The organism is Bradyrhizobium sp. WSM4873 (genome assembly GCF_055811355.1).
Genome location: NZ_JBVVPS010000001.1, coordinates 560,573 through 586,439, shown reverse-complemented (window position 1 = coordinate 586,439; position 25,867 = coordinate 560,573). Strand labels below are relative to the sequence as shown.

Below are 25,867 nucleotides of genomic sequence, written 5' to 3'. Positions count from 1 at the left end.
CAGGTGTCAGCGATTGAGGCGCGCGAGCAGGCTCGACGTATCCCAGCGCTTGCCACCCATCTTCTCGACCTCCGCGTAGAACTGGTCGACCAGCGCGGTCACCGGCAAATTGGCGCCATTGCGCCGGGCTTCCGCCAACGCGATCGAGAGATCCTTGCGCATCCATTCGACCGCGAAGCCGAAATCGTATTTGTCCTCGTTCATGGTCTTGTAGCGGTTTTCCATCTGCCAGGACTGCGCGGCGCCCTTTGAGATGGTTTCGATCACGGCGGCGACGTCGAGGCCACTCTTCTTGGCGAAGTGAATACCCTCGGAGAGGCCCTGGACGAGGCCGGCGATGCAGATCTGGTTGACCATTTTGGTCAGCTGGCCGGAGCCGGCCGGCCCCAGCAATTTGCACATCCGCGCATAGGCCCCCGTGATGATCGGCTCGGTGCCGGAATAGGCGTCCTGCGTGCCGCCGCACATCACCGTCAGCACGCCGTTCTCGGCGCCGGCCTGGCCGCCGGACACGGGTGCGTCGATGAACTTGAAGCCGGCCTTGGTGGCGGCAGCATCGAGCTCACGCGCGACCTCGGCGGAAGCAGTGGTGTGGTCGACAAAGGTCGCACCCTTCTTCATGCCGGCAAACGCGCCGTCGGCACCGATCGTGACCGCGCGCAGATCGTTGTCGTTGCCGACGCAGCACATCACGAAATCCTGGCCCTCGGCTGCAGCCTTCGGGGTCGCTGCGGTCTTGCCGCCGAATTTGTCCGCCCACTCCTTCGCCTTGGCCGCGGTGCGGTTGTAGACGGTGACCTCATGGCCCCCTTTTTTCACGAGGTGTCCGGCCATGGGGAAGCCCATCACGCCGAGACCGAGGAAAGCGACTTTAGCCATCTGTGGTGCCTTATCCGTAGTTTGGGTTTTACGGTTCTTGCCGGGCGGGGGGCGCCCGGTTCCGCCATTGCGGCAGATCGGGCGCACCATAAACCCTTGAGGCCGGAGGGCAACGGCTTCGTTTGGCCTCCGCCTGTGCTAGGATGGCGGACCTAAGGACTTCAAAAAAAGGGAGCGAAGGCATGGGCGGCGTAAGCGTCGGCGTGCTCGATCATTTCAATATCCGGACCCGGAATCTGGCCGAGACCGTCCGCTTCTATGAGGACGTGCTGGGCCTGGAAAAGGGCGCCCGGCCGAATTTCGCCTTCCCCGGCGCCTGGATGTACAGCGAGGGTCAGCCGGTGGTGCACCTCGTCGATATTTCTCCGACTGCCGAGCCACAAAAGCCGGATTCCGGCGTTGTCCACCACGTCGCCTTCGCCAGCCGCGGGTTTGACGGCATGAAGCAGCGGCTGGCCTCAAAGGGGATGAAGTTCGACTCCCGCCAGGTGCCCGGCGGCGAGCTTTGGCAGATCTTCGTCCACGACCCCAACGGGGTCATGATCGAGCTCAACTACGAGGCGGCCCTGGAGCAGGGGGCGTCGCCCGCCGAGATGGCTGACGATATCGGCAGGCAGTAGCCTTTTGGGCGTTTCCGCTCTAATGGGGCATCTTGAATTCTAGGAGATGCGCTTTGAGCGTGACGCAGCAACAGGTTCTCGACAGCCTCGCCAGGATCAAGTCGCCCCGCGGGGTCGCGCTCACCAATGCCAGTGTGCTGAGCGCGATCAGCGCGGCCGACGGCAAGGTGTTCTTCTCGATCAATGTCGATGCCGCCGAGGCGCGAGCCTGGGAATCCGTCCGGGCCGAGGCCGAGGCCGCGGTCCGCGCCATTCCCGGCGTCACCACTGTGATGGTGGCGCTGACCGCCGAGCGCAAGGCCGGTGCGGCGCCACCACCGCCGCCAACTCCCAGCCGCGGTGCGCCAGGCGTGCAGCCGGTCCATGCCCACAAGCCGCCGCCGCAGGGCGGCGCCCAATCGCCGATGGCGCGGCAGTCCGAGATTCCGGGCGTCGCGGCCGTGATCGCGGTCGCCTCGGGCAAGGGCGGCGTCGGCAAGTCCACCACCGCTCTCAATCTTGCGCTGGGCCTGCGCGATCTCGGCCTCGAGGTCGGGCTGCTCGATGCCGACATCTACGGCCCCTCGGTGCCGCGGCTGACAGGCCTGCATGAGAAGCCGGAGCTGAACGACGAGCGCAAGATGATTCCGCTCAGGCGCTTTGGCCTGGCCATCATGTCGATCGGCTTCCTGGTGGAGGAAGAGACTGCGATGATCTGGCGTGGGCCGATGGTGATGTCGGCGGTGACGCAGATGCTGCGCGATGTCGCATGGGGCCAGCTCGATGTGCTCGTCGTCGACATGCCGCCAGGCACCGGCGATGCCCAGCTCACGCTGGCGCAGAACGTCCCCTTGAAGGGCGCCGTGATCGTCTCGACCCCGCAGGACCTGTCCCTGATCGACGCAAGGCGGGGGCTTGCGATGTTCAAGAAGGTCAACGTGCCCGTGCTCGGCATCGTCGAGAACATGAGCTATTTCCAATGTCCGCAATGCGGCACGAAATCCGACATTTTCGGCCATGGCGGCGCGCGCCACGAGGCCGAGAAGCTCGGGGTGCCGTTCCTGGGCGAGATCCCCCTGCACATGGCGATTCGCGCCACCTCGGACGCCGGCACGCCCGTTGTGGACAGCGAGCCGGACGGTCCCCATGCGGCGATCTACCGCGCCATTGCGGGGCAGGTGCGGGACCAGCTCAAGGGCGTCATCGCCGCGGCCTGAGCAGATCCAAGGCAATACCTTCAAGCCAACCCTTCAAACCAATACTCTGGGGACATGCGACTTTCGTAGAGCCCTGTCATGCCAATGTCGCGTTTCGAAAGCGGGGCTTCCGTGTTAAAGGCCCACGGCAGTCAAGCCCCTTCGGTTCGACGCGGCCCAAGAACGCGTCGCCGGAATGAGCGGCAGCAAAGAGGAAGTTAGGGGAAACGCCCCAACAAGGAGAGACTGAAGATGAAGCGTCGTGATTTCCTGAAAGTGTCGGCAGCCGGTGCGGCGGCGACCGCCGCGGTGGCCTCGCCGGCGATCGCGCAGTCCTCGCCCGAGATCAAGTGGCGCCTGACGTCGAGCTTCCCGAAGTCGCTCGACACCATCTATGGCGGTGCCGAGCAGATGGCGAAATACGTCGCCGAGATGACCGACAACAAGTTTCAGATCCAGGTCTTCCAGGCGGGTGAAATCGTTCCGGGCCTGCAGGCGCTGGACGCGACGCAGAAGGGCACCGTCGAGATGTGCCACACGGTGTCGTATTATTACGTCGGCAAGGACCCGACCTTCGCGATCTTCGCGTCGGTGCCTTTCGGCCTGAACGCACGCCAGCAGAATTCCTGGCTGTACCAGGGCGGCGGCAACGAGCTCGCCAACGAGTTCTTCAAGAAGTCGAACGTGGTCGGCTTCCCCTGCGGCAACACCGGCACCCAGATGGGCGGCTGGTTCCGCAAGGAGATCAAGACCGTTGCCGACCTCTCGGGCCTCAAGATGCGCATCGGCGGCATTGCCGGCCAGGTGCTCCAGAAGGTCGGCGTGGTGCCGCAGCAGCTCGCCGGCGGCGACATCTATCCGTCGCTGGAGAAGGGCACCATCGACGCCGCCGAATGGGTCGGTCCCTACGATGACGAGAAGCTCGGCTTCGCCAAGGTCGCCAAGTACTATTACTACCCGGGCTTCTGGGAAGGCGGTCCCACCGTTCACGCCTTCGCCAACGTCGACAAGTGGAACGAGCTGCCGAAGAACTATCAGGCGATCCTCACCAACGCGACCGTCAACACCAACACCTGGATGGCCGCGCGCTACGACATGGTGAACCCCGGCGCGCTGAAGCGTCTGGTCGCCGGCGGAACGCAGCTTCGCCCGTTCACCAATGAGGTTCTGGAAGCCTGTCTCAAGGCGACCAACGAATTGTGGGGCGAGATCTCGGCCAAGAATCCCGACTTCAAGAAGTCGATCGACGCCATGCAGGCCTACCGCTCCGACGAATATCTGTGGTGGCAGGTCGCCGAATACACCTACGACAGCTTCATGATCCGTTCGCGCACCCGCGGCTGATCTTCGAACAAGTCGCAAGACGACACGCCCGGTCTCGTTCGCGAGGCCGGGCTTTTTCTTTGGGGCGACGCGATCGGAATAGGCGAGGCGGAAGCCGCCGAGCGGCGTTGTCGCCGCGGCACGGGCGGGGCCTCCAACAAAAAAACTGAAAAACAACCCCATGCACAGTAGACGAGGGATGAGAGGACAAGGCGTTGCGCGTGGAGCCAACAGCTTGATGCAATGGAGTTAATTGGCAGGCGGGCCCGAGCATCGCGCGGTCGATGGCAACTTCGCATTTTGGGAGCGAAAGCGGGAGGCGCACCAAGCGCGTGCTTCAGCAAGATCGTTTGACTCGTCGGGCAAAACAGTGGCATAAAGGCATTATCGCAAAATCCGAAATGAGTGCCTCGGCGGCTGGCCTGGGTTGACGATGAACTTCGATCCCGATGAGGTTCAACGCGCGCTGCGCAAGGCCTGGTCGTTGGCAACGGCCAGTCAATGGACGGCGAGCAATCCGGCGGCAGGGCAATGCAACGTCACCTCGCTGCTGATTCACGAGCTCTTCGGCGGCGACTTGCTGAAGACGCCGCTGCCGGCCGGCGACCATTTTTACAATCGCATCACAGGCCGGCGGTATGACTTCACGGCGAGCCAGTTCGATCAGCCGATTGCTTACAAGGATTTACCTGCAAGCCGTACCGATGCGGAACTGGGAGCGACAAGCAATGAGCTGGCCGAACTCAGAGCCGCTTTTCAGGAGCACCGTCCGAATTCAGGCTAGCGCATGGTAAGGCCGATATCGGCGACGTGAAACGGCCCTAGCAGACATTGGGCTCACCGAACCATCGCGCTGCGGCCTGCGAGGTTTCCTCCTCGTCAGGAGCCTGTTCGCTGGCCCAGGCCACCACGCCGTCGGGGCGCACGAGCAAAGCGATCAAGCCCAATCGATCCTTTGCTTCGTTTGCGACATAGGTGATCCGGCCGCTCCAGCGGCTCGCAAGCGCTTGAAGCGATGGCCGTACGCCAAAATCCAGCAGCAGCCCTTGTCCCGTTCTAAGGTGCTCGTTCAGTCTTGTCCCGTCGGCGAACTTGAAGTCCGGCGCGCTTCGGCCCACCAGAGGATGCCGACCGCCGAGATCGTAACGGAGCGAAACGCCCCACACGCGCTCGGCGAAGTAGGTCGTGCCGTCGCGCGTATTGACGAGATCACGCACAATGGCTTCGAGCGCGCGCGAACTCTTGCTGGGGCGCATCAGCCCGACTTGTGCGCGCGACCAGTCCAGGATTTGTGCTCCTGCCGGATGTCGCTCGGTCGAATAGCTGTCGAGCAGGCCGGACGGCGCATCGCCACGAATGGTCGCCGCGAGCTTCCATCCGAGGTTCATGGCATCGCCGAGGCCGAGGTTCAGGCCCTGGCCGCCCAGCGGCGAATGGACATGCGCGGCGTCACCCGCCAGCAATATTCGGCCCATGCGATAGTCGGTTGCCTGATAAGCGCGGTCGGTCCAGGTTGTGGCCAGCAGCAGCGCAGTTACCGTCACGTCGATGCCCGAGACCCTGCGCAACACCGCCTCGACATGGTCGCGTTCCGGCTCGCTACGGTGGGCGGCGCCGCCGTCGAAATCGACCATCGCGATCGTCCCCGGCGCCACATAGGTGTACATGCCCGAAGGCGTGTAGTGGCGACCCGGCTTGAGCAAGATTGGATCGGCCAGCTCGACCTGAACAGAATAGCCGGTGAACTCCGGATCGGTCCCGGTGAAGCCGATACCAGCCGCTTTTCGCACGCTGCTGCGCCCGCCGTCGCAGCCGACAAGCCAGCGGCCGTGGACGGTTTCGCCGCTCACCTCGACGGCAACGCCATCGATCGACTGCACGAACGCCTCGACACCGCAGCCGCGCCGGATCTCGATGCCCAGCGCCTTGGCGCGGATCGCAAGGACGTCTTCGATGCTTGCCATGTCGGCGGCCATGTTGGTGATCGGGCCGGGCAGGCGGTATGGCCATTGCGTAGCGTCGATCTGGTCGTGGAAGAACTGGATGCCGGCAAAATGACCGCCGGGGCGACGCTGCTGCTGCATCCAGTGCGCAGCCGCCGGCGTGTCGCGGCTCGTCGCGCGAGCTTTCAAGCACTCCAGCAAGCCACGGCGGTCGAAGCTCCCGATGGTCGGCACCGACAGGCCGCGCAAGCCGAAGGGCGGGCTCTTCAGCGGCGAGTGCGGGTCTTGCGCCTTCTCCAGCACCAGCACCGAACAGCCGGCAAGCCGCAGCTCGCAAGCCAGAAAGAGGCCGACGGGACCAGCGCCTGCGATGATAACGTCATAGGAAATCGTGTCGGGGGTCTGCATAAAATGCTCCGTTGTCGACGATCGACCGGAGCGTTTCCCGGACCTGAGGACCTCACGGACGAACATGTGATCGCCTGAACAGCGATCGCGTTCGTCGTGGGGATCTCAGGCCTGAGGCCAAAGACCAGAGCTTTCGTTACCGAAAGGACTTGGGCTTACCAGACCAAATCTGCCTTTTCCGACATTGCCAATTTAGCTGTTTGAACGCGGGCTCGTCAACGGGACAGGCCGCAGTCTGTCTATGGAGCTGCAGAGACCTGACGCATTTGAACCTGATCGCGGGCTATGACGTCAAACGCCGGACGCTTCAGAGTGATGATCTTGTCTTCCATTTTCTTTAGCCTTTTCGACGGACCCTTCCTGATCCTCGTCTGGGCCTTGACGCTTGCCTTCACGGGCGCGCCGCTGCTTTGGAGGTTTCTGAATTACAAGCCGGTCTCGCGGTGCGCGGTCGTGCAAGCCATGTCGAACCTCGTCGCGAGCGGGTGCTCGTTCACTTTCGGTTCCGCCGCGATGACCGCCCATGCGCGCGGTTTGATCGCGCTGCCCACAGCCATCATCGCAGTGGCGTTGCTGCTTGCCACCGTTGCCGGCGGCTCGTTCCTGATCGCACGATGGTGTCCCGACGAGCGGTCCTAGGCAGTGATTGACAGATAGCATACCCGGTCGGAAGGTGTCGGTTCGATCGGAAGGGCAGGTTGAAGTGTACCCCGCGACCGAGTTGGCTCAGAGGCGATCCTCGGCAAACGAGCCGTGAGGTTCGCCGACGGCCACAAGCGGAGTTGTTCGTCAGCGATTACGAATTGCTTCACGAATGATCGTTCAGGTGATCTCGGTGTTGAGCACATCTACGAACTGGTGGCCCATCGTCACTGGACGATGGCGCTATGCGGGGTCATCGCGTCCCATGGATCTCTCGACTTCTTCTTCGGAAATTCCGTGCAGCCGCTTTCTCGCCAACAATCCGCCCTCAGGCGCCGGAAGTCTCTTGGGACTGCTGTACGCCCGGACCTTCCCGTCCATGGGTCAACACGGCCTCGGCAGCAGCTTCGTCGATGGCCGCCATGACTTCAGCAGTTGCGGAATGATGAATCATGTGTCCCGCTCCGTCGATCCGGCGCAATTTACTCTGCTTGATCTCGCCGTGCAGCCTGGCGGACTGCTTGACATCGATCATACGGTCGCCCTGGCCCGCGATAATGATCGTCGGCATCTTGAGTTCACCGTAGGTCTTCGAGCCTGAGAATGCGGCGGGGACCAACATCGTCGCTTCGGCCGCTGCGGCCCGCATCTGTGATGGGCGGAGCGCCATTTCTTTCGGAAAGCCCGTGAACTTGTTAGGGACCGGCCGGGGGCCAAACAGCTTGCGCAACATCGCGGGCCACATCATCCGACCGACTAGCGGCGAGATCGTATAGCTGATGAGGTCCCCGACCACTGGTAGGGCGGACAGCACCGACGTCGCGCTGTCCGAGCGGGGCGTCGGGAAATAATAACCCGAGCCCAGCACGAGAGCCTGTACGAACGAAGGATGTCTTTTCGCCAGCGCAACCGCAACCGACGCTCCCCACGAATGGCCAAGGACAATCGCTTGAGAGGCGCCCAACTGATCGAGCGCCTTCTTGAACAGGTCCGCTTGAGCATCCGGGGTCCAGACGACATGTCTTGGCCGCGAGCTATGCCCAAAACCGGGGCGATCGAACACGATGACCCTGTAGTTCCCGGCTGCGAGATCGATCAATCCACTCGAATCGAAATCCTGGACCATGCTGCCATTGCCGTGAAACAAAACCAGCGGCTTGCCCTTGCCGCGTTCCAAATAGTGCAGGCGAACGCCCTCGACGTCGATGAACCGACCCTGCGGAGGGTTATCGCGTTGCGCTTTGTTCGCGAGCCGCCGATTTATGATTGCGGTAGCCGCAACGAGGGTACCTGCGGCAGCAAGCGCGGCGGCGCCCGGATGTCGCGTGATGGCGGTCAAGCAATCGGATAGAAGGGAGCTGGGACGTGTTCGTCGTGCAAGGCGCATGTGCATTACCTTAGGTGGTCTGCACGACGCCCCATCAAATGAGAAATGTTGCAGCTGAGTTAAACGGTTCTCCGGGGTGTTCGTTCCTTGGCAGGATCGATGCGGCGCCGGCGGCGGGGCCCAAGGAAGCAAACGTCCGCGCCATCCGCGACCTCATCCGCAGGTGCCCTGATTGGCTTACAGGAACCTGACGGAAGGGAGCGGCCGCCCGCGGGGGGATGCTTTTTCGCTGGCCGAGATGCCCCGGATGGTGGAAGACAGCGAAGATGCGGCGCGAGCCGTGCGGTGACACCGGAACATCCCGCGGGACAATGCGATGCGCCTTCTGATCGTCGAGGACAATGCCGAACTGTCGCGGCTCGTTGCCGGCGGGCTGTCGGCGGCCGGCTATGAGAGCGACATCGTTGGCAGCGCCGCCGAAGCGCGCGAGGCGGTCAGCAGCGTCAGCTATGCCGCGATGATCCTGGACCTCGGACTTCCCGACGGCGATGGCCTCTCGGTGCTGCGCGAGCTGCGCCGGCAGATGGAGCCGTTGCCGGTGCTGGTGCTGACCGCGCGCGGCGGCTTGCAGGACCGCGTCAGCGGCCTGCGCAGCGGTGCCGACGACTATCTCGCCAAACCGTTCGCGATGGAGGAACTGGTGGCGCGGCTGGAGGCGATCCTGCGCCGTCCGGGCCAGTTGCTCGGCCGCTCGCTGCGCCTCGCCAACCTCGTCTATGACACCGAAAGCCGCCAGATCTTCGTCGACGACCAGCCGCGCATCATTTCCGCGCGCGAGACCTCGGTGCTTGAGATCCTGCTGCGCCGGCAGGGGCGGGTGGTGCCGAAGAAGAATGTCGAGGACCACATCTTCGGGCTCGACGGCGAGGTCGCCTCCAACGCGGTCGAGGTCTACGTCTCGCGGTTGCGCAAGCAGCTCGCCGAGCACGGCGCCAAGGTCGTGATCCACACCATCCGTGGCGTCGGCTATCTCATGGCCGAGGAGAAATAGCGTGGCCCGGATCGGATCTCGCGCCGGAATTCATGCGAGGTCGCCGACGTTCAAATCGCTGATCTGGCGCATCGTGTTCCTGCACATCGTGGCGGTCGCTGTGGTCGCGATCTTCCTGCCGCTGGTGCTATTCTGGCTGCTCAATTCCGAGATCGACCAGCTGCATCGCGATGCCATGCGCGCGCAGGCCGAGGTGTTGGCCGAGCGCATCGTCGCCCAGCCCGACGGGCTGTTGACGTTCAACCTGCCGGACAGTCTCAAGGGCCTTTATTCGGAAGCCTATGGCCGCTACCAGTACGACATTCGCGATGCCGAGGGGAATCTGCTGTTTTCGTCGCGGCGCAAGACCGGCACTGCCACGGCCGCGCCTCCGCCGCTCTCCGAGACGATTTCCGGCGCCGGCGTCACCCGCACCATCGACGGCAAGGTGATACGCATTCGCGTCGCGGAGGACCTCGCGCACCGCGACGTCATCATCGACGACATTGTCTCGAACTTCTTCCGGCGGGTCGGGTGGATCACCATCCCGATCCTGCTGGTCCTGCTCGGCATCGACATCATCATCTTTCGCCGCGCTGTCGCGCCGCTGTGGAAGGCCTCCGAGGAGGCGAGCAATATCGGCCCGGCGCGCACCGACATCCGCCTGCCGACGGAGCAGATCCCGCGCGAGATCATGCCGCTGGTTACCGCTGTCAACCAGGCGCTCGACCGCCTCGAGGACGGCTTTCGGGTGCAGCGGCAGTTCACCGCCGACGCCGCGCACCAATTGCGCACGCCGCTCGCGATCCTGCGCACGCGGATCGAGACGCTCGGCGACGGCGCTGCAAAGCAGGCGCTGCATGCCGATATCGAGGGCATGAGCCGCATCGTCGCGCAGCTGCTGGAGATCGCCGAACTCGACACGCTGGTGCTCGATCCCGGCGAGACCGCGGATTTGCGTGCGGTCTGCGCCGAGGTGGTCGGTTCGATCGCGCCGTTCGCGATCGCGCAGCACAAGGATATCGCGCTGAAGGGCACCGAGGCTCCGGTGCTGATCCACGGCAATTCCGTGATGCTCCAGCGCGCGATCTTCAACCTCGCCGAAAACGCCATCAAGTTCACGGCAAAGGACACGTCGGTCGATGTCGATGTGAGCGAGGATGGTGCGGTGCGCGTGCGCGATTGCGGACCGGGAATTGCGGAAGCCCAGCGCGAATTGATCTTCCAGCGCTTCTGGCGCGCCGACCGCCAGCGCAGCGACGGCGCCGGCCTCGGGCTGTCGATCGTGCGCGCGGTGGCGGATGATCACGTGGCGACGGTTGCGGTGGAGAATCTTCCGGGCGGCGGCGCGCAGTTCACGCTGCGGTTCAGGCTGGCGGAGAAGTCGGGCGAGGTTGAATTGAACGTGGTGCGGCACTGACGCGCCACCTTCTCCCACATCCGCCTTCGCCAAGGCTTCGGCGGATATGAGGGGAGAAGGAAGAGAGCGCTTATTTCAGCTTGCCGGTGGACAAATCCATGATCATGCGCGTGGTCAGATAAAGCCGCGGCACGATGCTGTTGAGCTGCACATATTCGGCGTCGTTGGAATGCGCGCCGAAGCCCGACAGGCCCATGCCTTCGACCACGGCTCCGCTGGTCTTCAGCGCGGCAAACGCGGCGTCGGTGCCGCCGCCGGTCGCCTTCTCGTCGACCTTGAGAGGCAGTCCAAGCTCCCCATAGATCGTCTTGCCGTAGGCCGCCACGCGCTGTGAGGCGTCGTTGGCCTCGAGCGGCGGGCGACGCACCTCGAATTTGAGCGCGACCTTGGAGTCGGGCAGCAGGTGGTTCTTGATCTTGTCCTGTAGCGCTTTCTCCAGCTCGTCGAAATCGGCGACCTTGAGCGCGCGCGCGTCCGCCTGGGCCGTGGCCTCCGCGGGGATGACGTTGCGGTTGGTGCCGGCCTTGGAGACCGTCCAGTTCAGTTTCAGGCCTTGCTCCGGTTTGGACAGGTCCTTCATCTGCAGCACCTGATGCGAGAGTTCGTACAGTGCATTGACGCCGCCCTCGGGCCGGGAGCCCGCATGCGACGACTTGCCCTGCACCGTGAGGTAGGCCGAGCCGATGCCGCTGGTGGCCAGCCGCAGCGTGCCGTCGGTGCCGCCGCCTTCAAACGAGAACACCACGTCCTGATCTGCGGCGAACCTGGTGATGGTGCTGCGCCAGCCGGGTGACGAGATCTCCTCGTCGCCATTGGTGAGCACCGTGAGCGTGCCGTAATCCCGGAAGCTCAGCTTCTGCAGCACCGCCACGGTATGGAGAATGAGCGCGACGCCCTGCTTGTCGTCGGCAATGCCGAGGCCGTAGGCCTTGTCGCCGTCGATGCGGAACGGTTGATCCTTCAGCATGCCCTTCAGGTACACGGTGTCCATGTGGGCGATCAGCATGATCTTCTTGGTGCCTGTGCCCTTGAATACGGCGTGTACGGCCGGGCCGATCTTCTCGGGCGTGTCGTCGAGGCGATAGACGTCGGCGGGTTGCAGGATCTCCACCGTGCCGCCGAGCTGCTTGAGCTGGCCGGCAACGCGCTCGGCGATCTGGTTCAGGCCTTCGACATCCTTGCTGCCGGATTCGATGCTGACGAGATCGCGCAGCGTGTCGAGCAGCGGCTGCTGCTCCTTTTGCGCCAGCGCATGGACGTCGGCCATGACATTCGCGCTGGGCTCGGCATGCGCCGTCATTGCCGCACAGGCCAGCCAGAGCGACGCGATCAAGGGACCAACGAGCGATGGAGCAGGGTGCGATCGAGGCATGCGCGGCGGCCTTGGGTTGGGGGATGGCGCGGTATGCCCGTGTTTCCGGCGCTTGTCACGCGTCCGGGGCACCCGTCATGCCCCGCCGAGGCGGACGTGATGGGAAGGGCCAGGGCGGCCGGCCGCCTAAGCCTAAAGTCGTAGGATCGGATGGCGCGGGAGCTGAGCATTTTCGTCCCTCACATCGTGAGGGATGGAAATCGGATGACACTTGTTCCATGCTGGCCTCCAAGCCTCGGCAAGAAGGCCCATCATCACAATCCATCAGGGTAGGAAATCATGAAAAGACGAGATTTCATCAAGGTCACCGGGCTTGGTGCGGCGGGTGTCGCCACGCTCGCCGCTCCAGCGATCGCGCAGACGACGCCCGAGATCAAATGGCGTATGCCGACGAGCTGGCCGAAATCACTCGATACGCTCTATGGCGGCGCCGAGATGATGGCCAAGATGGTCGCCGAAGCGACCGACAACAAATTCCAGATTCAGACATTTGCCGGCGGCGAGATCGTGCCGGGCCTTCAGGTGCTCGATGCCGTGCAGAACGGCACCTGCGAAATCGGCCACACCGCGTCCTACTATTACTTCGGCAAGGACCCGACCTTCACCTTCGGCTCGGCTGTACCGTTCGGACCGAACATGCGCATCAACCAGGCCTGGTACATGCTGGGCGGCGGCAGGGAGATTCTCAACGAGTTCTACAAGAAGTACAACGTCGTCTCGCTGCTTGCCGGCAACACCGGCTGTCAGATGGGTGGCTGGTTCCGCAAGGAGGTCAAGACGCCTCAGGACTTCAGCGGGTTGAAATTCCGCATCGGCGGCTTCGCCGGAAAAGTGATGGCCAAACTCGGCGCGGTGCCGCAGCAGATCGCCGGCGGCGACATCTATCCGGCGCTGGAGAAGGGCACCATCGACGCGGCGGAATGGGTCGGGCCCTATGACGACGAGAAGCTCGGCTTCGTGAAAGTCGCGCCGCATTATTACTTCCCGGGCTGGTGGGAAGGCGGGCCCATGCTTCTCGCCTTCGTCAACCAGGACAAGTGGAATGCGCTGCCGAAGCACTATCAGAGCATCCTCGAGCAGGCGGGGCACTACGCCAACAACTGGATGATGGCGAAGTATGACCAGTCTAATCCACCGGCGTTGCGGCGTCTGCTCGCGGCCGGAGCCAAGCTGCATCCGTTCTCGCCAGAGGTCATGCAGGCCTGCTTCAAGGCGGCAAAGGAGCTGCACACCGAAGTCTCCGCCACCAACGCGGATTTCAAGAAGGTCTACGAATCGCTGACCGCGTTCTCGAACAACGGATATCAGTGGTTCCAGGTCGCCGAAGTCGGCTATGACAACTTCATGGCGCGCAACTCGCAGAGCTGATCGCAGAGCGCACGATCCGCCCAAACGAAAAAACCCGGAGCGAAAGCTCCGGGTTTCTTTTTTGCGGGGCCGGCCGGGCGCTATTGCTTCGGTTGGCCGAAGTCGAGCGGCGGCAGATCGATCTGGGGAATGTCGATCTTGATGCTGTTGGGATCGACGGTGGATTGCACGCCCTTGTAGTGCATCACCATCGACGGGAACATGATCACCAGCAGCACCATGATCATCTGGATGACGACGAACGGCACCGCGCCCCAATAGATCTGTCCCGTCGTGACCGGCTCCATGCGCTTGCCCGTGACGCGATCGGTATAGCGCTCCTTCGGCGCCACCGAGCGCAAATAGAACAGCGCAAATCCGAACGGCGGATGCATGAACGACGTCTGCATGTTGACGCCGAGGATGACGCCGAACCAGATCAGATCGATGCCGAGATGCTCGGCAGCCGGCCCGAGCAGCGGGATCACAATGAAAGCCAGTTCGAAGAAGTCGAGGAAGAACGCCAGCACGAACACGAAGGCGTTGACGAAGATCAGGAAGCCGACCTGGCCGCCGGGCAGCGAGGTCAGCAGGTGCTCGACCCAGACGTGGCCGCTGACGCCGTAGAAGGTGAGCGAGAACACGCGCGCGCCGACCAGGATGAAGACGACGAAGGCGGACAGCTTCGCCGTCGATTCGGTGGCTTGACGAACGAGGTCCCAGGTCAGGCGCCGCTTCGCGGCTCCGAGAATGAGGGCGCCGGCCGCGCCCATCGCACCGCCTTCGGTGGGCGTCGCGACACCGATGAAGATCGTGCCCAGCACCAGGAAGATCAGGAACAGCGGCGGCACCATGACGAAGGTGGTCTGTTGCGCCATCTTCGAAAGGAAACGGAAGCCCGTCAGCTTGTCGAGGACCCAGTTCGCGATGGCGACGAAGAACGCGAAGAGGATGCCGAAGAACATGCTGAGCACGACGAAGTCGGCGCCGTGTGTCTCCGAATTCCGCATCATGAACCAGCCGAACACGCAGCTCGCCAGGAACAGCACGCCGAGGGACTTCAGGCCGCGGTCGCCGCTCTCCTCGCGGAAACCGATGGCTTCCTTCGGCAGGCCCGGGGCGGCCTTCGGGAAAATCATGGTCACGAGGAACGCGTAAGTCGCATAGAGGCCGGCGAGCACCAAGCCCGGAATGAAAGCGCCCTCGTACATGTCGCCGACCGACTTGCCGAGCTGGTCGGCCATCACGATCAGGACGAGCGACGGTGGAATGATCTGCGCCAGCGTGCCGGAGGCCGCGATGATGCCGGTCGCCACGCGGCGGTCGTAGCCGTAACGCAGCATGATCGGCAGCGAGATCAGGCCCATCGAGATCACCGAGGCCGCCACGACGCCGGTCGTCGCCGCAAGCAGGGCGCCGACGAACACCACCGCGTAGGCGAGGCCGCCGCGGATGGTGCCGAACAACTGGCCGATGGTGTCGAGCAGATCCTCGGCCATGCCGGAGCGCTCGAGCACCAGTCCCATGAAGGTAAAGAAGGGAATGGCGAGCAGCGTGTCGTTGTTCATCACGCCGTAGACGCGCTCGGGCAGGGCCTGCAGAAAGTCCGGGTGGAATTGCCCGAGCTCGACGCCGATGATGGCGAAGAACAGGCCGACGGCGCCGAGCGAAAAGGCCGCCGGATAGCCGAGCAGCAGCACGACGACGAGCGTCGCGAACATGATGGGCGCCAGATTGGCGATAATAAACGCGGTCATGACTTCCCCCTAAACCGTCGCCAGCGGCTACTTCTTTTCGATCGCTTCGACGAGGTGCTCGACCTCGGCCTCCAGTGCGGAGACCTGCGACTCGTGAGGATCCGGGATCATTCCGCGCATGATGGCGATTCGCTTGATCAGCTCGGAGATGCCTTGAACCAGCAGGAGGGTGAAGCCGATCATGATCAGCGCTTTTGCCGGCCATTGCGGCAGGCCGCCCGCATTGCCGGATTGCTCGTTGATCTGAAGCGAGCGCAGGAAGAACGGTATCCCGGTCACGATCATGACAATGGTCAGCGGGATCAGGAAGAAGATGTGCCCGATGATGTCGATGATGTTGCGAGCCCGCTTCGGCATCATGCTGTTGAAGATGTCGATCCGGATGTGCTCGTTATCGAGCAGCGTCCAGGACGCGCACAGCAGGAACACGATGCTGAAAAGCACCCATTGCAGCTCGAGCCAGGAGTTGGAGGACGTGTCCAACGTCTTCCGAATGATCGCATTCAGCGCCGAGATGACGACGGCGAGCAGAATCAGCCACGCCAGACGTTTGCCGGTCCAACGTGTGAACGCGTCAATTCCATTGCTCAGCTTCAGGAGCGCTTGCAAGATTGGTCCTCCCCGATTTGCCCCGGCCGTCTTGACTGCGCCGAGTGGCGCGTTGGCTTGTCTCGCCGCGCAGGCATGAGGCAGCCGCACCAAACCAGCGAGTTTGCCGCCAGTCAATCGGAAGTTTGTTGATAGTTAAGGGGAATAAGCCGCGGCCGGGCAGCCGATGCTAGCCGCCGGTGACGCTCATGTGCCTAGAGACGCTGGGGCGGTCGTGGCGGCGGTCGATGATGAAATCGTGGCCCTTGGGCTTCAGCCCAATGGCGCGGTCGATCGCATCCGCAAGCAGCGAATCGTCATCGGATGCACGCAAAGGTTTGCGCAAATCGGAGGCATCCTCGTGGCCGAGGCAGGTGTGCAGCGTTCCCGTGCAGGTGACGCGCACGCGGTTGCAGGATTCGCAGAAATTGTGGGTCATCGGGGTGATGAAGCCGAGCTTGCCGCCGGTCTCGGCGACGCTGACATAGCGCGCCGGCCCCCCGGTGCTCTCGGCCAGATCGGTCAGCGTGAACTGCTGGGCCAGGCGCGCGCGCACCAGCGACAGCGGCAGGTACTGGTCGATTCGTCCCGACCCGATCTCGCCCATCGGCATGACCTCGATCAGCGTCAGCCCCATGCCCTTGCCGTGGGCCCAGCGCATCAGGTCGGGAAGTTCGTCCTCGTTGAGGTTCTTCAGCGCAACGGCGTTGATCTTGACCGCGAGGCCCGCAGTACGCGCGGCCTCGATACCTTCCAGCACCTTGTCGATCTCGCCCCAGCGGGTGATCTCGCGAAACTTCTGCGGATCGAGCGTGTCGAGCGAAACGTTGATGCGGCGGACGCCGCAATCGGCGAGTTCGCTCGCGTGTTTCGCAAGCTGGGTGCCGTTGGTGGTCAGCGTCAGCTCGCTCAACGCGCCGCTCTCGAGATGCCGCGACAGCGAGCGCACCAATGTCATCACGTTGCGGCGGACCAGCGGTTCGCCGCCCGTGAGCCGCAGCTTCTTCACGCCCTTGGCGATGAAGGCCGAGCAGAGCCGGTCGAGTTCCTCCAGCGTCAGCAGGTCTGCCTTGGGCAGGAACGTCATGTCTTCCGACATGCAGTAGAAGCAGCGCAGGTCGCAGCGGTCGGTGACGGAGACGCGCAAATACGAGATGGTCCGTCCGAACGGATCGGTCATCGCGCTCGACAGCGCGGCGCGGGGGCTCGCGGAAAGTCCGTTCATACCAAATGCCTTGTCACTTGCGGCGACCGGAGCAGCTTTGCTTCAGCGGCGCCCTGGACGCAATCTAAGCATCGGAAGCGTCAGAGACAATTGGGGCGTTCGTAGAGGTCAGCGCTTGCCCGTGTTCGGATCGGGGAACGGCGAGCCCGAGATCGGTGCGGCAGCAGCCGCCGGGGCAGCGGCGGGCGCCGCCGGTTTCGGTTTCTTCGGCCGGTGCGGCTTGCGGACCGGTTTTGGCGGAACGGCCGGCTGGAGCTCCGCGAAAACCGGGTTTGGGTCGGTGGTGATCGAGGCGGGCGTGGTGAAGTCCCCGGGATTCCTGATGACGTTCACCGGCACGCTGACAGGCTGGTGTTTCGGCAGCGCGAAAGCGACCGTAAAGGGGACGTCGGGGGCGGGAACCGACACGGAGCAGGGGGTCTTGCAGCCTCCACCGAGCGAGGTCGTGGTGTCAGCACCCGGAGGATTGGATTCGAGCCGGACCTGGACCATCGGCGGGGCCGATTTGAACATGTCCCAGGAAACCGAAGACATCGAGGAGCAGCCGGCAAGGCTCGTTGCTCCCAGGAGGCTTACCCCAGCTAACGCAATCGCGATGACACGACGCATGACCATCCACCTAGTGCGACGAACCGCCACATCCCCGGGCGAACTTAGGAGCGTCGTTCCAAGCAAGCAATCGGCGGGCGGTGCATAGTTAGCAGATGGTTAACGCGGGATTCCGCGGAATAACTAAGCTCTGTCAGCTACTTGAGAGCTTCCTGCGCAATCATCAGGCTGCTGGCGGCGGCCGGCAGGTCGCGCATGTGATGGATCAGCCGGTCCGGCTTCAGCTCGGCGATCGGCACGTCCGTATAGCCGAAGCTGACCCCGATCACCGGAACTCCGGCGCGCCGGGCCACGCCGACATCGGGTCCGGCGTCGCCGACCATGATGCTGGCTTTGACCTCGCCGCCGGCCCGCGCCACCGTTTCGCGGAAAATGGTCGGATCGGGCTTCTGGACGCCAAAAGTGTCGGCGCCGCAGATCGCGGCGAAGCGCCGGCTCAGGTCAAGCTGGTCCAGCAGGCGCTTCGACAACCATTCCAGCTTGTTGGTGCAGACCGCGAGGCGATGGCCCTGGGCCGCAAAATGGTCGAGCGCGGCCTCCAGCCCCTCGAAGGGCCGGGATTCGACCGCGATATTGTCGGCGTAATAGGCGATGAAATCGGCCGTCATCCGGTCCATGTCGGCAACCGTGACGCTGCGGCCCTCGGCCTCCAGCCCCCGCTCGATCAGCTTGCGGGCGCCGGCGCCGATCATGTTGCGGGCCGAGGCCATCGGCACGGGCGGCAGGCCTTCGCGGTCGAGCACGTAATTGAGGGCGGTGATCAGGTCGGGCGCCGTATCCACAAGCGTGCCGTCGAGATCGAAGACGATGGTGTGGGAGGGGATCATGGTCCAGCGCTACCGGCCCGGCTCCGCCCGCGCAAGGGCCGAAGCCATAAGATCACCTTATAAGGTGGGCTCGGAGGCCTGTTCCCCCAGACCCTGTTCTCCGAGGGAAAACGAGGCTACACAGGCCGCCGCAAGCCTACCGGCACACTCGTCATTCAGGGACGGCGCAAACGTGAACATGGACCAGTTGAAGCGGCAGGCTGCGGCGCGCGCCCTCGAGGAGGTCCGTGACGGCATGCAGCTCGGGCTCGGCACCGGCTCGACCGCAAAACATTTCGTCGAGCTGCTCGGCGAGCGGGTCCGCGCCGGGCTGAAAGTGATCGGCGTGCCGACCTCCGAGGCGACGCGCCTCGATGCAATCCGCTGCGGCGTGCCGCTGACCACGCTGGACGAGATCGACCATCTCGACATCACCGTCGACGGCGCCGACGAGATCGACCCCGAACTCAATCTGATCAAGGGCGGCGGCGGCGCGCTGTTGCGCGAGAAGATCGTCGCGGCTGCCTCGGATCGCATGATCGTGATTGCCGACGACACCAAATGGGTGCCGACACTCGGCCGCTTTCCGCTGCCGGTCGAAGTCATCCCGTTCGGGCTTGGCGCAACGCGACGCGCGATCGAGAAGGCGTTCACGGAATGCGGCGTTTCCGGGCCGATGGCGGTCCGCAACGGCAAGGACGGCCACGTTTTCGTCACCGATGGCGGCCACTGGATCGTCGATGCCCAGCTCGAAAAAATTGAGGATCCCGCTCGCCTCGCCACGGCGTTGAGCGCGATCCCCGGCGTGGTCGAGCATGGTTTGTTCATCGGCTTGGCCAGCTCGGCTGTTTTGGCGGGTGGCGAGGGAATTCGCGTGATTGAACGGCGAAAGCCGAAAGGAGACTAGGAATGAAGAGCGTTTTGAAATTGTTGCCGGTCGCGACTCTCGCTGTGGGACTGGCCCTCTCGGTCGTCCCGGCCGGGGCCCAGCAGGCCGCGGCGCCGAAATCGTCGCCGGCCGCCATCGCGGCGGCCAAGGAGATCCTGGCGATCAAGAACGCCAGTGCGATGTACGCCAACGCCGTGCCCGGTCTGGTCGATAAGACCAAGATCGCGCTGATCCAGCAGAACCTCAACTATCAGAAGGATCTCACCGAGGTCGCCCAGATCGTCGCCCAGCAGCTCAAGGGCCGCGAGAGCGAGATCGGTGATGGCATGGCGCAGGTCTATGCCAGCGAGTTCACCGAGCAGGAGCTGAAGGATCTCGTCACCTTCTACAAGTCGCCACTGGGCAAGAAACTGATCGAGGCCGAGCCGCGCGCGATCGGCCTGAGCATGGCCTTCATGAACTCCTGGGCCCAGAACTTCTCCGAGACGGTGATGGGCAACTTCCGCGCCGAGATGCGCAAGCGTGGCAAGGAGATCTGACAGTTCCTATCTGATCAGAATCCGGATCATGTTGTGAAAGAGGTCGGAGTGGACAATGGCTGAATTCGACGTCGACCTCTTTGTCATCGGTGGCGGTTCGGGCGGCGTGCGTGCCGCCCGCATCGCGGCCGGTTACGGTGCCCGCGTGATGATCGCGGAAGAGTACCGCATGGGCGGGACCTGTGTTATCCGCGGCTGCGTGCCGAAGAAGCTGTTCGTCATCGGCTCGCATTTCCGCCATGAGATCGAGGACGCCGCCGGTTTTGGCTGGACCGTTCCGCCTGCGACCTTCGACTGGCCGACGCTGATCGCCAACAAGGACAAGGAGATCGCGCGTCTCGAGGCGGCTTACACCGCCAATGTCGAGAAGTCGGGCGCGCAGATCGTCAAGAGCCGCGCGGTGATCGAGGACAAGCACACCGTCCGCCTGCTCGAGAACGACAGGAAGATCACCGCAAAATACATTTTGATCGCCACCGGCGGCGCGCCCAATCACGGCGCTCCGATTCCCGGCATCGAGCACGTGATCTCCTCCAACGAGGCGTTTCACCTGACCAAGCTGCCGAAGCGGATCGTGATCCAGGGCGGCGGCTACATCGCGCTGGAGTTCGCCGGCATCTTCGCCGGCTTTGGCTCCGACGTCACCGTCATCTATCGCGGCGACAACATTCTTCGCGGGTTTGACGAGGATGTTCGCGGCCACGTCCGCGCCGAGATGGAGAAGCAGGGCATCACCATCCTCACCGGCTGCACGGTGGTGAAGGTGGATCGGCACGGCGAGGAATTCACCACGCATCTGTCGAACGGGTCGAGCCTCGCCTCCGACCAGGTGATGTTCGCGATCGGCCGCCATCCCGCCGTCGCCAATCTCGGCCTGGAGAAGGCCGGCGTCGCCATCAACCCCAGGAACGGCGGCATCGCCGTCGACCATTTCTCGAAGAGCTCGGTCGACAGCATCTATGCGATCGGCGACGTCACCCATCGCTTCAACCTGACGCCGGTCGCGATCCGCGAGGGCCATGCGTTCGCCGACACCGTGTTCGGCAAGCGCGAGGTTCAGGTGGATCACGCCAACATCCCGACCGCCGTGTTCTCGCAGCCGGAGGTCGGCACCGTCGGCCTCACCGAGACCGAGGCCCGCGCGCAATTCAGCCATGTCGACATCTACAAGACCACGTTCCGGCCCATCAAGGCGACGATGTCGGGCCGCGATACCCGCGTGCTGATGAAGCTCGTCGTCGATGGTTCAACCGACCGCGTGCTCGGCTGTCACATCGTCGGCGATGCCGCGGCCGAGATCACCCAGGCGGTCGCGATTGCGGTGAAGATGAAGGCGACCAAGGCCGATTTCGATGCGACGATTGCGCTGCATCCGACGGCGGCCGAAGAGCTCGTCACCATGCGCACCCCGACCGCCCGCCACGTCCGCCAGGCGGCGGAGTAACTCCGCTCAGTCGTAGAGATACCCGACCGGCTTGCCCTCGGTGCGCAGGGGACGGATGTCCTTCTGTGTGATGATCTGACCGGCGAGGCCGTCGATCTCGTCGCGTTGGGTCGGCGTCCAGCTGCGGAGGTCGTTCATGCCTTTGAGAAGGCCGAGCCGAAGGACCTGCGTGTTCTCACCGATACCGACGAGGGTCGTGGCATTCTTGCCTGCCGTCACCACGTCGCCGGCCGTGAGCTCAAAAGTCTCACCAGTCCTGTTCCTGAATTCGGCCGTGCCGCGGATGACGCGGTAGATCACAACCTCGCCCTTGCCGAAACATGTGGTGTCCGCCGCTGCCGACGTGCTCTTGGGCAGGAGCGATTGGCCGCGCGGGTCGGTTGCGATGATGTGGCCGGCGACGAGATGCCCGCTCGGCACTTCGATGCCGATGTCGCGCACATAGACCGGCATGGATGATTTGACCGGGCTGTCGGTGAGCGGCTTGAACAGCGCATCGAGCGCCAGCGGGTCCTGGAGCCAAAAGCTTCCGTCCGCAGGTCGATCATGCAGAGAATGGCTCCATGCCACCCGTGGCGTCTCGTCTTCGTTGATCTGGTCCGGACCGACAATGGTCGGGTTTGGAAAGGTCGTCGGATCGGTGATGAAGGCTTCGAGGAATTTGCCGGAATAGCCCATGGAAATTGGATCCGGCGCCACCGTTTGTGGTGTCTTCAAATTCTCTTCGGTCGACAGTCCCGACCAGGTGTAGAATAGCTGGCGGTGCACGATCGCGCTTTGCAGCATCACCGCGCCGGGGCCGACATTGTAGAAGCGGCCGTCATAGTCGAAGGTGAACGCGCCCGAGGTGACCAGCACGAGCTGAAAGCCACCTGGGGGCAAATGAAGATGGAAATCTGTCGGACCGGTGTCGGGCAGATAGATCGGCAGATTGGTCGCGACCTCGTGCAGCAGGAAGGTTTCGTTGTTGGCGTGAAAGCCTTCGTTGGCGCGATTGTAGAGGGCTTGCGGCCGGTACGTCGCCTCGAACTTCGCATTCCGGTCGCGGTCGATCGCCACGAAATCCCGGTCGTTGAGGCGAAGGGGGGCGCCGTCCGGGCGGGTGAGGCCGGTGATTTTGAGATCGCCGGCGGCATGCACGTTCATGGCATTCTCCGATCTGGGCCGCTCACCCGGTCTCTCGGCACACGCATCTTGCTGCTCCAATCGGGAGAGCAGGGGATCAGGCCTGATGCTGCCTTGCGAATTCTGGGCCAGTCGAGGCGCCGGGCGGCACGCAAGGCTTTGCGACGAGCCGCCACGCGAAGAAAAATCGAGGTTGCACCTGAGGTTAGATGACACGCTTCGCCAGCCTGCATGGCCATGTTCGCCCAATCTGCAAGCCTGGCGACGAGAGGTGTCTTGTCTAATTTGTCGGCATTCTGGCGCGGACGTGCAGCCGCGCCGACCAGGGAAGTCGGCGGTGTCTCACCGTTCAGTCGAAAGATCGACGGACGGTCCGCTCGGGCTTGCCGTACGGGCTGTCGGCCCACTTCGCCATGTCCACTGCACGCGCCTCGATGAGCTCGCACCACAGGCAGCTGAGCTCTGCGCGCCCTTTGGCCGAGAGCATCGGAATGAGGCCATGGCCGCAGCCGGCGCAACATTTGACGCGATTCATGGTTCTCTCCGCGACCTTCCGAATTCAGGAGCGACATTGTTGCTCCCGAAGCTTGCGCGGGCGCTATGAGGGCGCAGCGACGCCTGTCGCCGGGGCGCTCGTGCCCGCGATCGTCGCGTCTGCGATCCAGCGCGACACGGCGGCGATCTCTTCCGCATTGTCGCGGAAAGCGCGAAGCTGAAATTCCGCCGAGCTGCCACGCTCGACGATGGTGCGGCAGTGTTCGACCTCGGCCGCGCAGTTCAGCGCCGCGGCGTCTTCGGCGATGTCCTTGATCACGCGGGAGAGCAGCTCGGAGATCTCGACCGGCCCGTCCTTGGAGGCAAAGATGCAATCGGTGCCGTAGCGCTGGGCGCGCCATTTGTTCTCCACCGCAATCGCGCGTTCGACCGCGGTGACCTCTTTCGAGAGATGAGGTCGCAGGTAGAGATAGCGCGTCAGGCAGCGATAGAGCGAGGCAATGGCAACGGCATCGTCGACGAAGGTGCAGGTATCGGGCGCACGCAGCTCGAGGGTGGGGTGCTTCATGGAGGGGCGCATGGCCCACCAGATGTGGCTTTCATCAGGGATCACGCCGGAGCGCTGCAACGCGCCGACATATCCGTCGTAGTCCTGCCGGCTCTCGAACAATTCGGGCAGGCCGGTGCGCGGCAGCTCGGAATAGGCGGCGAGCCGATAGCCCTTCAGTCCGGTCTTGTGTGAATTCCAGAATGGGGAGGAGGCCGACAGGGCGATGAACAAGGGCAGATGCGGCAGCATCGCTCGCATCACCGCTATGCGCTTCTCGGGGTCGGGCAACTGGACGTGCACGTGCATACCGCACATCAGGTTGCGGTGGCCGATGCTGCGCAGATCCTCGATCATCTCCTCGTAGCGCGGTTTCGGGCTCGGCTGCGACATGCGCCAGACCGCGGTCGGATGCGTGCCGCAGGCCATGATCACGAAGCCGTATTGTGCCGCGACGTTTGCGACTTCGCGACGCAGGAAGCGAAGTTCTTCGCGCGCGTCGGCGACGTCGACATGAACGTTGGTGGCGACCTCGAGTTGCGACTGCAACATCTCCCGCATGGCCTGGCCGCCTGTCGACCAACTCGCAGATTCGAATAGCTCATTGGGGGTCTGGATCGCGACCTCCAGGCTGCGGCGATCGGCGAGAAAGTATTCCTCCTCGATACCGAACGAATATTCCGCGGCCTTGCCGCGTCCGCCGGCCGAGCGAATGACGAGGTGCTGCCTGTCGGAGGAATCGAGTCGCAGCAGTTTCAAGACGTCTGACGCCAATGTCATCGTGCCACCCGACCAAGGTATTTACCCGCGGGCGATAATCCTTCTGACAGGGGCAGGTTCCGCATCGGCCCCACCGGAAATTGCAAGGTCGAACGGAACAATCTTCGCGCTTTCGGACGCACGTGCGACCAGCGCGTGATTCGCGGGCACTTCCGTCCAGTCCGTTTCCTTGTCGAACGGCTCGGACACGACGATGACCTGGCCGCCAGCCTCGCGGAAATACAGCGTGTTGGCGGCATCGTTGACCGCAACCCTGAACGCATAGAGATCCCGCCCGTTGGCGATGGCGCTGGTGAAGCGTAGCCGCTCGCGAAGCTCGCCTTCGTTGACGAGGCCGACGAGGGCTCGCAGCACGCGATGCGTTGCGCCGAGCGGATCGGCATCGAGCCCCGCGCCCATCATGGCGAGAAACACGGCTTCCGAATCGGTCGTGCCTGTCCGCGAAGGATAGTAGGCGTCGGGGATCAGCGCCTCGACCTTGCGCCGCAGGCGATTCCAGCTGCCGACGAAACCGTTGTGCATGAACATCCAGTGGCCGCAGGCAAAGGGATGACAGTTCTGCCGCGTCACCGCCGTGCCGGTGGCGGCACGCACATGGGCGAAGAACAGATGCGAGCGCAGATGCCGGCAGAGATAGCGGAGATTTTCGTCCGACCAGGCCGGGCGTGTTTCACGATAAAGACCAGGCTCCGGATGCTCGCCGTACCAGCCGAGACCAAAGCCGTCGCCATTCGAGCCGGCGGTCGACTGGAGCGAGCGGATGCTTTGCGCGATCAGCGAATGCTCGGGCTCGGTGACGTAGGGTTCGAAAGACGTGGTCTCGCCCCGGTATGCGATCCAGCGGCACATGGGAATCCTGTCAGGAGATGCTTGCTGAGATGTATCAACGAGCCTGACAGGACGATGGTTCCCGACAGCGAGTGCCGGGAACCTAGTGGTCACTACACCGGAACCGGAATCAATGGCGCAACCTCGCGATCACCTGCGTTCTCGCTCGCTGCGAGACCTTGCGCGACGCCGACACGGTCAGCCTCGGGACGGTTCTGACTCATCTTGCGCTTGCCTTCGAACCGCACGACGGGAATGCGTACGCCAACGATTCCACGCAACTGCGCGGCGATGAAATCCGCAGGGGCATCCGTGACGGCCCAGGGCTTGGCACGCGATCCTTCATGCCTGTTCGTGAGCCGCGTCACGGCCTCGAGCAGACGCTCGGGGTCCTGGAAGAATTCGACCGGGCCATAGGCATGCACCGCGACGTAGTTCCAGGTCGGCACGACCTTTTCGGTCTCCTGCTTGGTCGCGTACCACGACGGCGTCACATAGGCGTCGGGACCGCTGAAGATTGCCAGCGCATCTCCGATCGGCGGCAGTTTCCATTGCGGATTGGCTTTCGCCACATGTCCGTACAGCACGCCATGCTCGCCTTCGCTCTCCTCGAGAAAGAGCGGCAGCGGTGTGGCGACCGGGCCTTCGGTGGTGGCCGTGACCAGACTGGCGAGGCGGGCGCCGCGAATGGTCGCCCGGATGCTCTCGATATCGTCCTTGAAGGCGGGAGGGATGTACATGGTCTATCT

At 63.6% G+C, this 25,867-nt stretch carries 25 protein-coding genes; 11 read left to right on the top strand and 14 right to left on the bottom strand.

What is annotated here, in order from left to right:
- Nucleotides 1-6 precede the first annotated feature (6 nt).
- On the bottom strand, nucleotides 7-879 hold the full coding sequence (locus tag AC0L21_RS02875; protein ID WP_473257831.1) for an NAD(P)-dependent oxidoreductase: 873 nt from the start codon (nucleotides 877-879) through the stop codon (nucleotides 7-9).
- Nucleotides 880-1,061: 182 nt separating this feature from the next.
- On the opposite strand from AC0L21_RS02875, the gene AC0L21_RS02870 reads away from it, so the two are divergent.
- The 4 genes from AC0L21_RS02870 to AC0L21_RS02855 all read left to right on the top strand — a co-directional run bounded on the left by AC0L21_RS02870 (nucleotide 1,062) and on the right by AC0L21_RS02855 (nucleotide 4,781).
- Nucleotides 1,062-1,499 carry a VOC family protein gene (locus tag AC0L21_RS02870; RefSeq protein ID WP_473257829.1) on the top strand — a complete coding sequence of 146 codons (438 nt, stop codon included), beginning with the start codon at nucleotides 1,062-1,064 and terminating at the stop codon, nucleotides 1,497-1,499.
- Nucleotides 1,500-1,552: 53 nt separating this feature from the next.
- Nucleotides 1,553-2,695 carry an Mrp/NBP35 family ATP-binding protein gene (locus AC0L21_RS02865; protein WP_473257827.1) on the top strand — a complete coding sequence of 381 codons (1,143 nt, stop codon included), beginning with the start codon at nucleotides 1,553-1,555 and terminating at the stop codon, nucleotides 2,693-2,695.
- A 231-nt stretch (nucleotides 2,696-2,926) separates the two neighbouring features.
- Complete coding sequence (locus AC0L21_RS02860) at nucleotides 2,927-4,018, top strand: TRAP transporter substrate-binding protein (RefSeq protein ID WP_473257825.1); 1,092 nt, start codon at nucleotides 2,927-2,929, stop codon at nucleotides 4,016-4,018.
- Nucleotides 4,019-4,430: 412 nt separating this feature from the next.
- On the top strand, nucleotides 4,431-4,781 hold the full coding sequence (locus AC0L21_RS02855) for a YunG family protein (RefSeq protein WP_473257823.1): 351 nt from the start codon (nucleotides 4,431-4,433) through the stop codon (nucleotides 4,779-4,781).
- Between the two features lie 37 nt (nucleotides 4,782-4,818).
- Here AC0L21_RS02855 and AC0L21_RS02850 read toward each other — a convergent pair whose 3' ends face one another.
- Nucleotides 4,819-6,348: an FAD-dependent monooxygenase gene (locus AC0L21_RS02850; RefSeq protein WP_473257820.1), complete on the bottom strand. Its 1,530-nt coding sequence runs from the start codon at nucleotides 6,346-6,348 to the stop codon at nucleotides 4,819-4,821.
- A 285-nt stretch (nucleotides 6,349-6,633) separates the two neighbouring features.
- On the opposite strand from AC0L21_RS02850, the gene AC0L21_RS02845 reads away from it, so the two are divergent.
- Nucleotides 6,634-6,987: a hypothetical protein gene (locus tag AC0L21_RS02845; protein ID WP_473257818.1), complete on the top strand. Its 354-nt coding sequence runs from the start codon at nucleotides 6,634-6,636 to the stop codon at nucleotides 6,985-6,987.
- 331 nt (nucleotides 6,988-7,318) lie between these two features.
- Here the strand turns inward: AC0L21_RS02845 and AC0L21_RS02840 are convergent, their stop codons facing one another.
- Nucleotides 7,319-8,377: an alpha/beta fold hydrolase gene (locus AC0L21_RS02840; RefSeq protein WP_473257816.1), complete on the bottom strand. Its 1,059-nt coding sequence runs from the start codon at nucleotides 8,375-8,377 to the stop codon at nucleotides 7,319-7,321.
- Between the two features lie 316 nt (nucleotides 8,378-8,693).
- Here AC0L21_RS02840 and AC0L21_RS02835 point away from each other — a divergent pair, with 316 nt between their 5' ends.
- Entirely contained in the window at nucleotides 8,694-9,368 is a 675-nt protein-coding gene (locus AC0L21_RS02835) for a response regulator transcription factor (RefSeq protein ID WP_007592584.1), read from the top strand.
- A gap of 1 nt (nucleotide 9,369) precedes the next feature.
- Entirely contained in the window at nucleotides 9,370-10,767 is a 1,398-nt protein-coding gene (locus AC0L21_RS02830; RefSeq protein WP_473257814.1) for a sensor histidine kinase, read from the top strand.
- A gap of 70 nt (nucleotides 10,768-10,837) precedes the next feature.
- On the opposite strand, the gene AC0L21_RS02825 is transcribed toward AC0L21_RS02830, so the two are convergent.
- Nucleotides 10,838-12,139: a M20/M25/M40 family metallo-hydrolase gene (locus AC0L21_RS02825; protein WP_473257811.1), complete on the bottom strand. Its 1,302-nt coding sequence runs from the start codon at nucleotides 12,137-12,139 to the stop codon at nucleotides 10,838-10,840.
- A gap of 279 nt (nucleotides 12,140-12,418) precedes the next feature.
- Here AC0L21_RS02825 and AC0L21_RS02820 point away from each other — a divergent pair, with 279 nt between their 5' ends.
- A complete protein-coding gene (locus AC0L21_RS02820; protein ID WP_085352726.1) occupies nucleotides 12,419-13,507 on the top strand; it encodes a TRAP transporter substrate-binding protein in 1,089 nt (362 codons plus the stop codon).
- 80 nt (nucleotides 13,508-13,587) lie between these two features.
- On the opposite strand, the gene AC0L21_RS02815 is transcribed toward AC0L21_RS02820, so the two are convergent.
- The 5 genes from AC0L21_RS02815 to AC0L21_RS02795 all read right to left on the bottom strand — a co-directional run bounded on the left by AC0L21_RS02815 (nucleotide 13,588) and on the right by AC0L21_RS02795 (nucleotide 18,492).
- Nucleotides 13,588-15,243 carry a TRAP transporter large permease gene (locus AC0L21_RS02815; RefSeq protein ID WP_473257806.1) on the bottom strand — a complete coding sequence of 552 codons (1,656 nt, stop codon included), beginning with the start codon at nucleotides 15,241-15,243 and terminating at the stop codon, nucleotides 13,588-13,590.
- Between the two features lie 27 nt (nucleotides 15,244-15,270).
- Nucleotides 15,271-15,852 (bottom strand): TRAP transporter small permease subunit, encoded by a 582-nt coding sequence (locus AC0L21_RS02810; RefSeq protein WP_473257803.1) that lies wholly within the window; start codon nucleotides 15,850-15,852, stop codon nucleotides 15,271-15,273.
- Between the two features lie 169 nt (nucleotides 15,853-16,021).
- Complete coding sequence (moaA, locus tag AC0L21_RS02805; RefSeq protein WP_473257800.1) at nucleotides 16,022-17,056, bottom strand: GTP 3',8-cyclase MoaA; 1,035 nt, start codon at nucleotides 17,054-17,056, stop codon at nucleotides 16,022-16,024.
- Between the two features lie 108 nt (nucleotides 17,057-17,164).
- Nucleotides 17,165-17,665, bottom strand: a complete 501-nt coding sequence (locus AC0L21_RS02800) for a hypothetical protein (RefSeq protein ID WP_473257798.1) — start codon at nucleotides 17,663-17,665, stop codon at nucleotides 17,165-17,167.
- A gap of 137 nt (nucleotides 17,666-17,802) precedes the next feature.
- Nucleotides 17,803-18,492 carry an HAD-IA family hydrolase gene (locus AC0L21_RS02795; protein ID WP_473257796.1) on the bottom strand — a complete coding sequence of 230 codons (690 nt, stop codon included), beginning with the start codon at nucleotides 18,490-18,492 and terminating at the stop codon, nucleotides 17,803-17,805.
- A 172-nt stretch (nucleotides 18,493-18,664) separates the two neighbouring features.
- Between AC0L21_RS02795 and rpiA the strand changes: the two genes are divergently transcribed.
- From rpiA to gor, 3 genes are read left to right on the top strand one after another with little or no spacing between them, the layout of a single operon-like run.
- Nucleotides 18,665-19,378: a ribose-5-phosphate isomerase RpiA gene (rpiA, locus tag AC0L21_RS02790; protein WP_473257792.1), complete on the top strand. Its 714-nt coding sequence runs from the start codon at nucleotides 18,665-18,667 to the stop codon at nucleotides 19,376-19,378.
- A gap of 2 nt (nucleotides 19,379-19,380) precedes the next feature.
- A complete protein-coding gene (locus AC0L21_RS02785) occupies nucleotides 19,381-19,899 on the top strand; it encodes a DUF2059 domain-containing protein (RefSeq protein WP_473257789.1) in 519 nt (172 codons plus the stop codon).
- Between the two features lie 55 nt (nucleotides 19,900-19,954).
- Nucleotides 19,955-21,343: a glutathione-disulfide reductase gene (gene gor / locus AC0L21_RS02780; RefSeq protein ID WP_473257786.1), complete on the top strand. Its 1,389-nt coding sequence runs from the start codon at nucleotides 19,955-19,957 to the stop codon at nucleotides 21,341-21,343.
- Nucleotides 21,344-21,349: 6 nt separating this feature from the next.
- Here the strand turns inward: gor and AC0L21_RS02775 are convergent, their stop codons facing one another.
- The 5 genes from AC0L21_RS02775 to AC0L21_RS02755 form a co-directional block, all read right to left on the bottom strand.
- Nucleotides 21,350-22,489: a hypothetical protein gene (locus AC0L21_RS02775; RefSeq protein ID WP_473257783.1), complete on the bottom strand. Its 1,140-nt coding sequence runs from the start codon at nucleotides 22,487-22,489 to the stop codon at nucleotides 21,350-21,352.
- A gap of 328 nt (nucleotides 22,490-22,817) precedes the next feature.
- A complete protein-coding gene (locus AC0L21_RS02770; RefSeq protein ID WP_007608779.1) occupies nucleotides 22,818-23,003 on the bottom strand; it encodes a hypothetical protein in 186 nt (61 codons plus the stop codon).
- Nucleotides 23,004-23,066: 63 nt separating this feature from the next.
- The gene (locus AC0L21_RS02765) at nucleotides 23,067-24,290 is read right to left on the bottom strand and encodes a carboxylate-amine ligase (protein ID WP_473257777.1); all 1,224 of its coding nucleotides are present in this window, start codon (nucleotides 24,288-24,290) and stop codon (nucleotides 23,067-23,069) included.
- Between the two features lie 21 nt (nucleotides 24,291-24,311).
- On the bottom strand, nucleotides 24,312-25,139 hold the full coding sequence (locus AC0L21_RS02760) for a class II glutamine amidotransferase (RefSeq protein ID WP_473257775.1): 828 nt from the start codon (nucleotides 25,137-25,139) through the stop codon (nucleotides 24,312-24,314).
- A gap of 92 nt (nucleotides 25,140-25,231) precedes the next feature.
- On the bottom strand, nucleotides 25,232-25,858 hold the full coding sequence (locus AC0L21_RS02755) for an FMN-binding negative transcriptional regulator (RefSeq protein ID WP_473257773.1): 627 nt from the start codon (nucleotides 25,856-25,858) through the stop codon (nucleotides 25,232-25,234).
- Nucleotides 25,859-25,867 lie beyond the last annotated feature (9 nt).

What these genes read in the sequence shown, in the direction of transcription:
- AC0L21_RS02875 (WP_473257831.1), bottom strand. Translation starts at nt 879, where the DNA reads ATGGCTAAAGTCGCTTTCCTCGGTCTCGGCGTGATGGGCTTCCCCATG.
- AC0L21_RS02870 (WP_473257829.1), top strand. Translation starts at nt 1,062, where the DNA reads ATGGGCGGCGTAAGCGTCGGCGTGCTCGATCATTTCAATATCCGGACC.
- AC0L21_RS02860 (WP_473257825.1), top strand. Translation starts at nt 2,927, where the DNA reads ATGAAGCGTCGTGATTTCCTGAAAGTGTCGGCAGCCGGTGCGGCGGCG.
- AC0L21_RS02855 (WP_473257823.1), top strand. Translation starts at nt 4,431, where the DNA reads ATGAACTTCGATCCCGATGAGGTTCAACGCGCGCTGCGCAAGGCCTGG.
- AC0L21_RS02850 (WP_473257820.1), bottom strand. Translation starts at nt 6,348, where the DNA reads ATGCAGACCCCCGACACGATTTCCTATGACGTTATCATCGCAGGCGCT.
- AC0L21_RS02845 (WP_473257818.1), top strand. Translation starts at nt 6,634, where the DNA reads ATGACGTCAAACGCCGGACGCTTCAGAGTGATGATCTTGTCTTCCATT.
- AC0L21_RS02840 (WP_473257816.1), bottom strand. Translation starts at nt 8,377, where the DNA reads ATGCGCCTTGCACGACGAACACGTCCCAGCTCCCTTCTATCCGATTGC.
- AC0L21_RS02835 (WP_007592584.1), top strand. Translation starts at nt 8,694, where the DNA reads ATGCGCCTTCTGATCGTCGAGGACAATGCCGAACTGTCGCGGCTCGTT.
- AC0L21_RS02825 (WP_473257811.1), bottom strand. Translation starts at nt 12,139, where the DNA reads ATGCCTCGATCGCACCCTGCTCCATCGCTCGTTGGTCCCTTGATCGCG.
- AC0L21_RS02820 (WP_085352726.1), top strand. Translation starts at nt 12,419, where the DNA reads ATGAAAAGACGAGATTTCATCAAGGTCACCGGGCTTGGTGCGGCGGGT.
- AC0L21_RS02815 (WP_473257806.1), bottom strand. Translation starts at nt 15,243, where the DNA reads ATGACCGCGTTTATTATCGCCAATCTGGCGCCCATCATGTTCGCGACG.
- moaA (WP_473257800.1), bottom strand. Translation starts at nt 17,056, where the DNA reads ATGAACGGACTTTCCGCGAGCCCCCGCGCCGCGCTGTCGAGCGCGATG.
- AC0L21_RS02800 (WP_473257798.1), bottom strand. Translation starts at nt 17,665, where the DNA reads ATGCGTCGTGTCATCGCGATTGCGTTAGCTGGGGTAAGCCTCCTGGGA.
- AC0L21_RS02795 (WP_473257796.1), bottom strand. Translation starts at nt 18,492, where the DNA reads ATGATCCCCTCCCACACCATCGTCTTCGATCTCGACGGCACGCTTGTG.
- AC0L21_RS02785 (WP_473257789.1), top strand. Translation starts at nt 19,381, where the DNA reads ATGAAGAGCGTTTTGAAATTGTTGCCGGTCGCGACTCTCGCTGTGGGA.
- gor (WP_473257786.1), top strand. Translation starts at nt 19,955, where the DNA reads ATGGCTGAATTCGACGTCGACCTCTTTGTCATCGGTGGCGGTTCGGGC.
- AC0L21_RS02775 (WP_473257783.1), bottom strand. Translation starts at nt 22,489, where the DNA reads ATGAACGTGCATGCCGCCGGCGATCTCAAAATCACCGGCCTCACCCGC.
- AC0L21_RS02770 (WP_007608779.1), bottom strand. Translation starts at nt 23,003, where the DNA reads ATGAATCGCGTCAAATGTTGCGCCGGCTGCGGCCATGGCCTCATTCCG.
- AC0L21_RS02765 (WP_473257777.1), bottom strand. Translation starts at nt 24,290, where the DNA reads ATGACATTGGCGTCAGACGTCTTGAAACTGCTGCGACTCGATTCCTCC.
- AC0L21_RS02760 (WP_473257775.1), bottom strand. Translation starts at nt 25,139, where the DNA reads ATGTGCCGCTGGATCGCATACCGGGGCGAGACCACGTCTTTCGAACCC.
- AC0L21_RS02755 (WP_473257773.1), bottom strand. Translation starts at nt 25,858, where the DNA reads ATGTACATCCCTCCCGCCTTCAAGGACGATATCGAGAGCATCCGGGCG.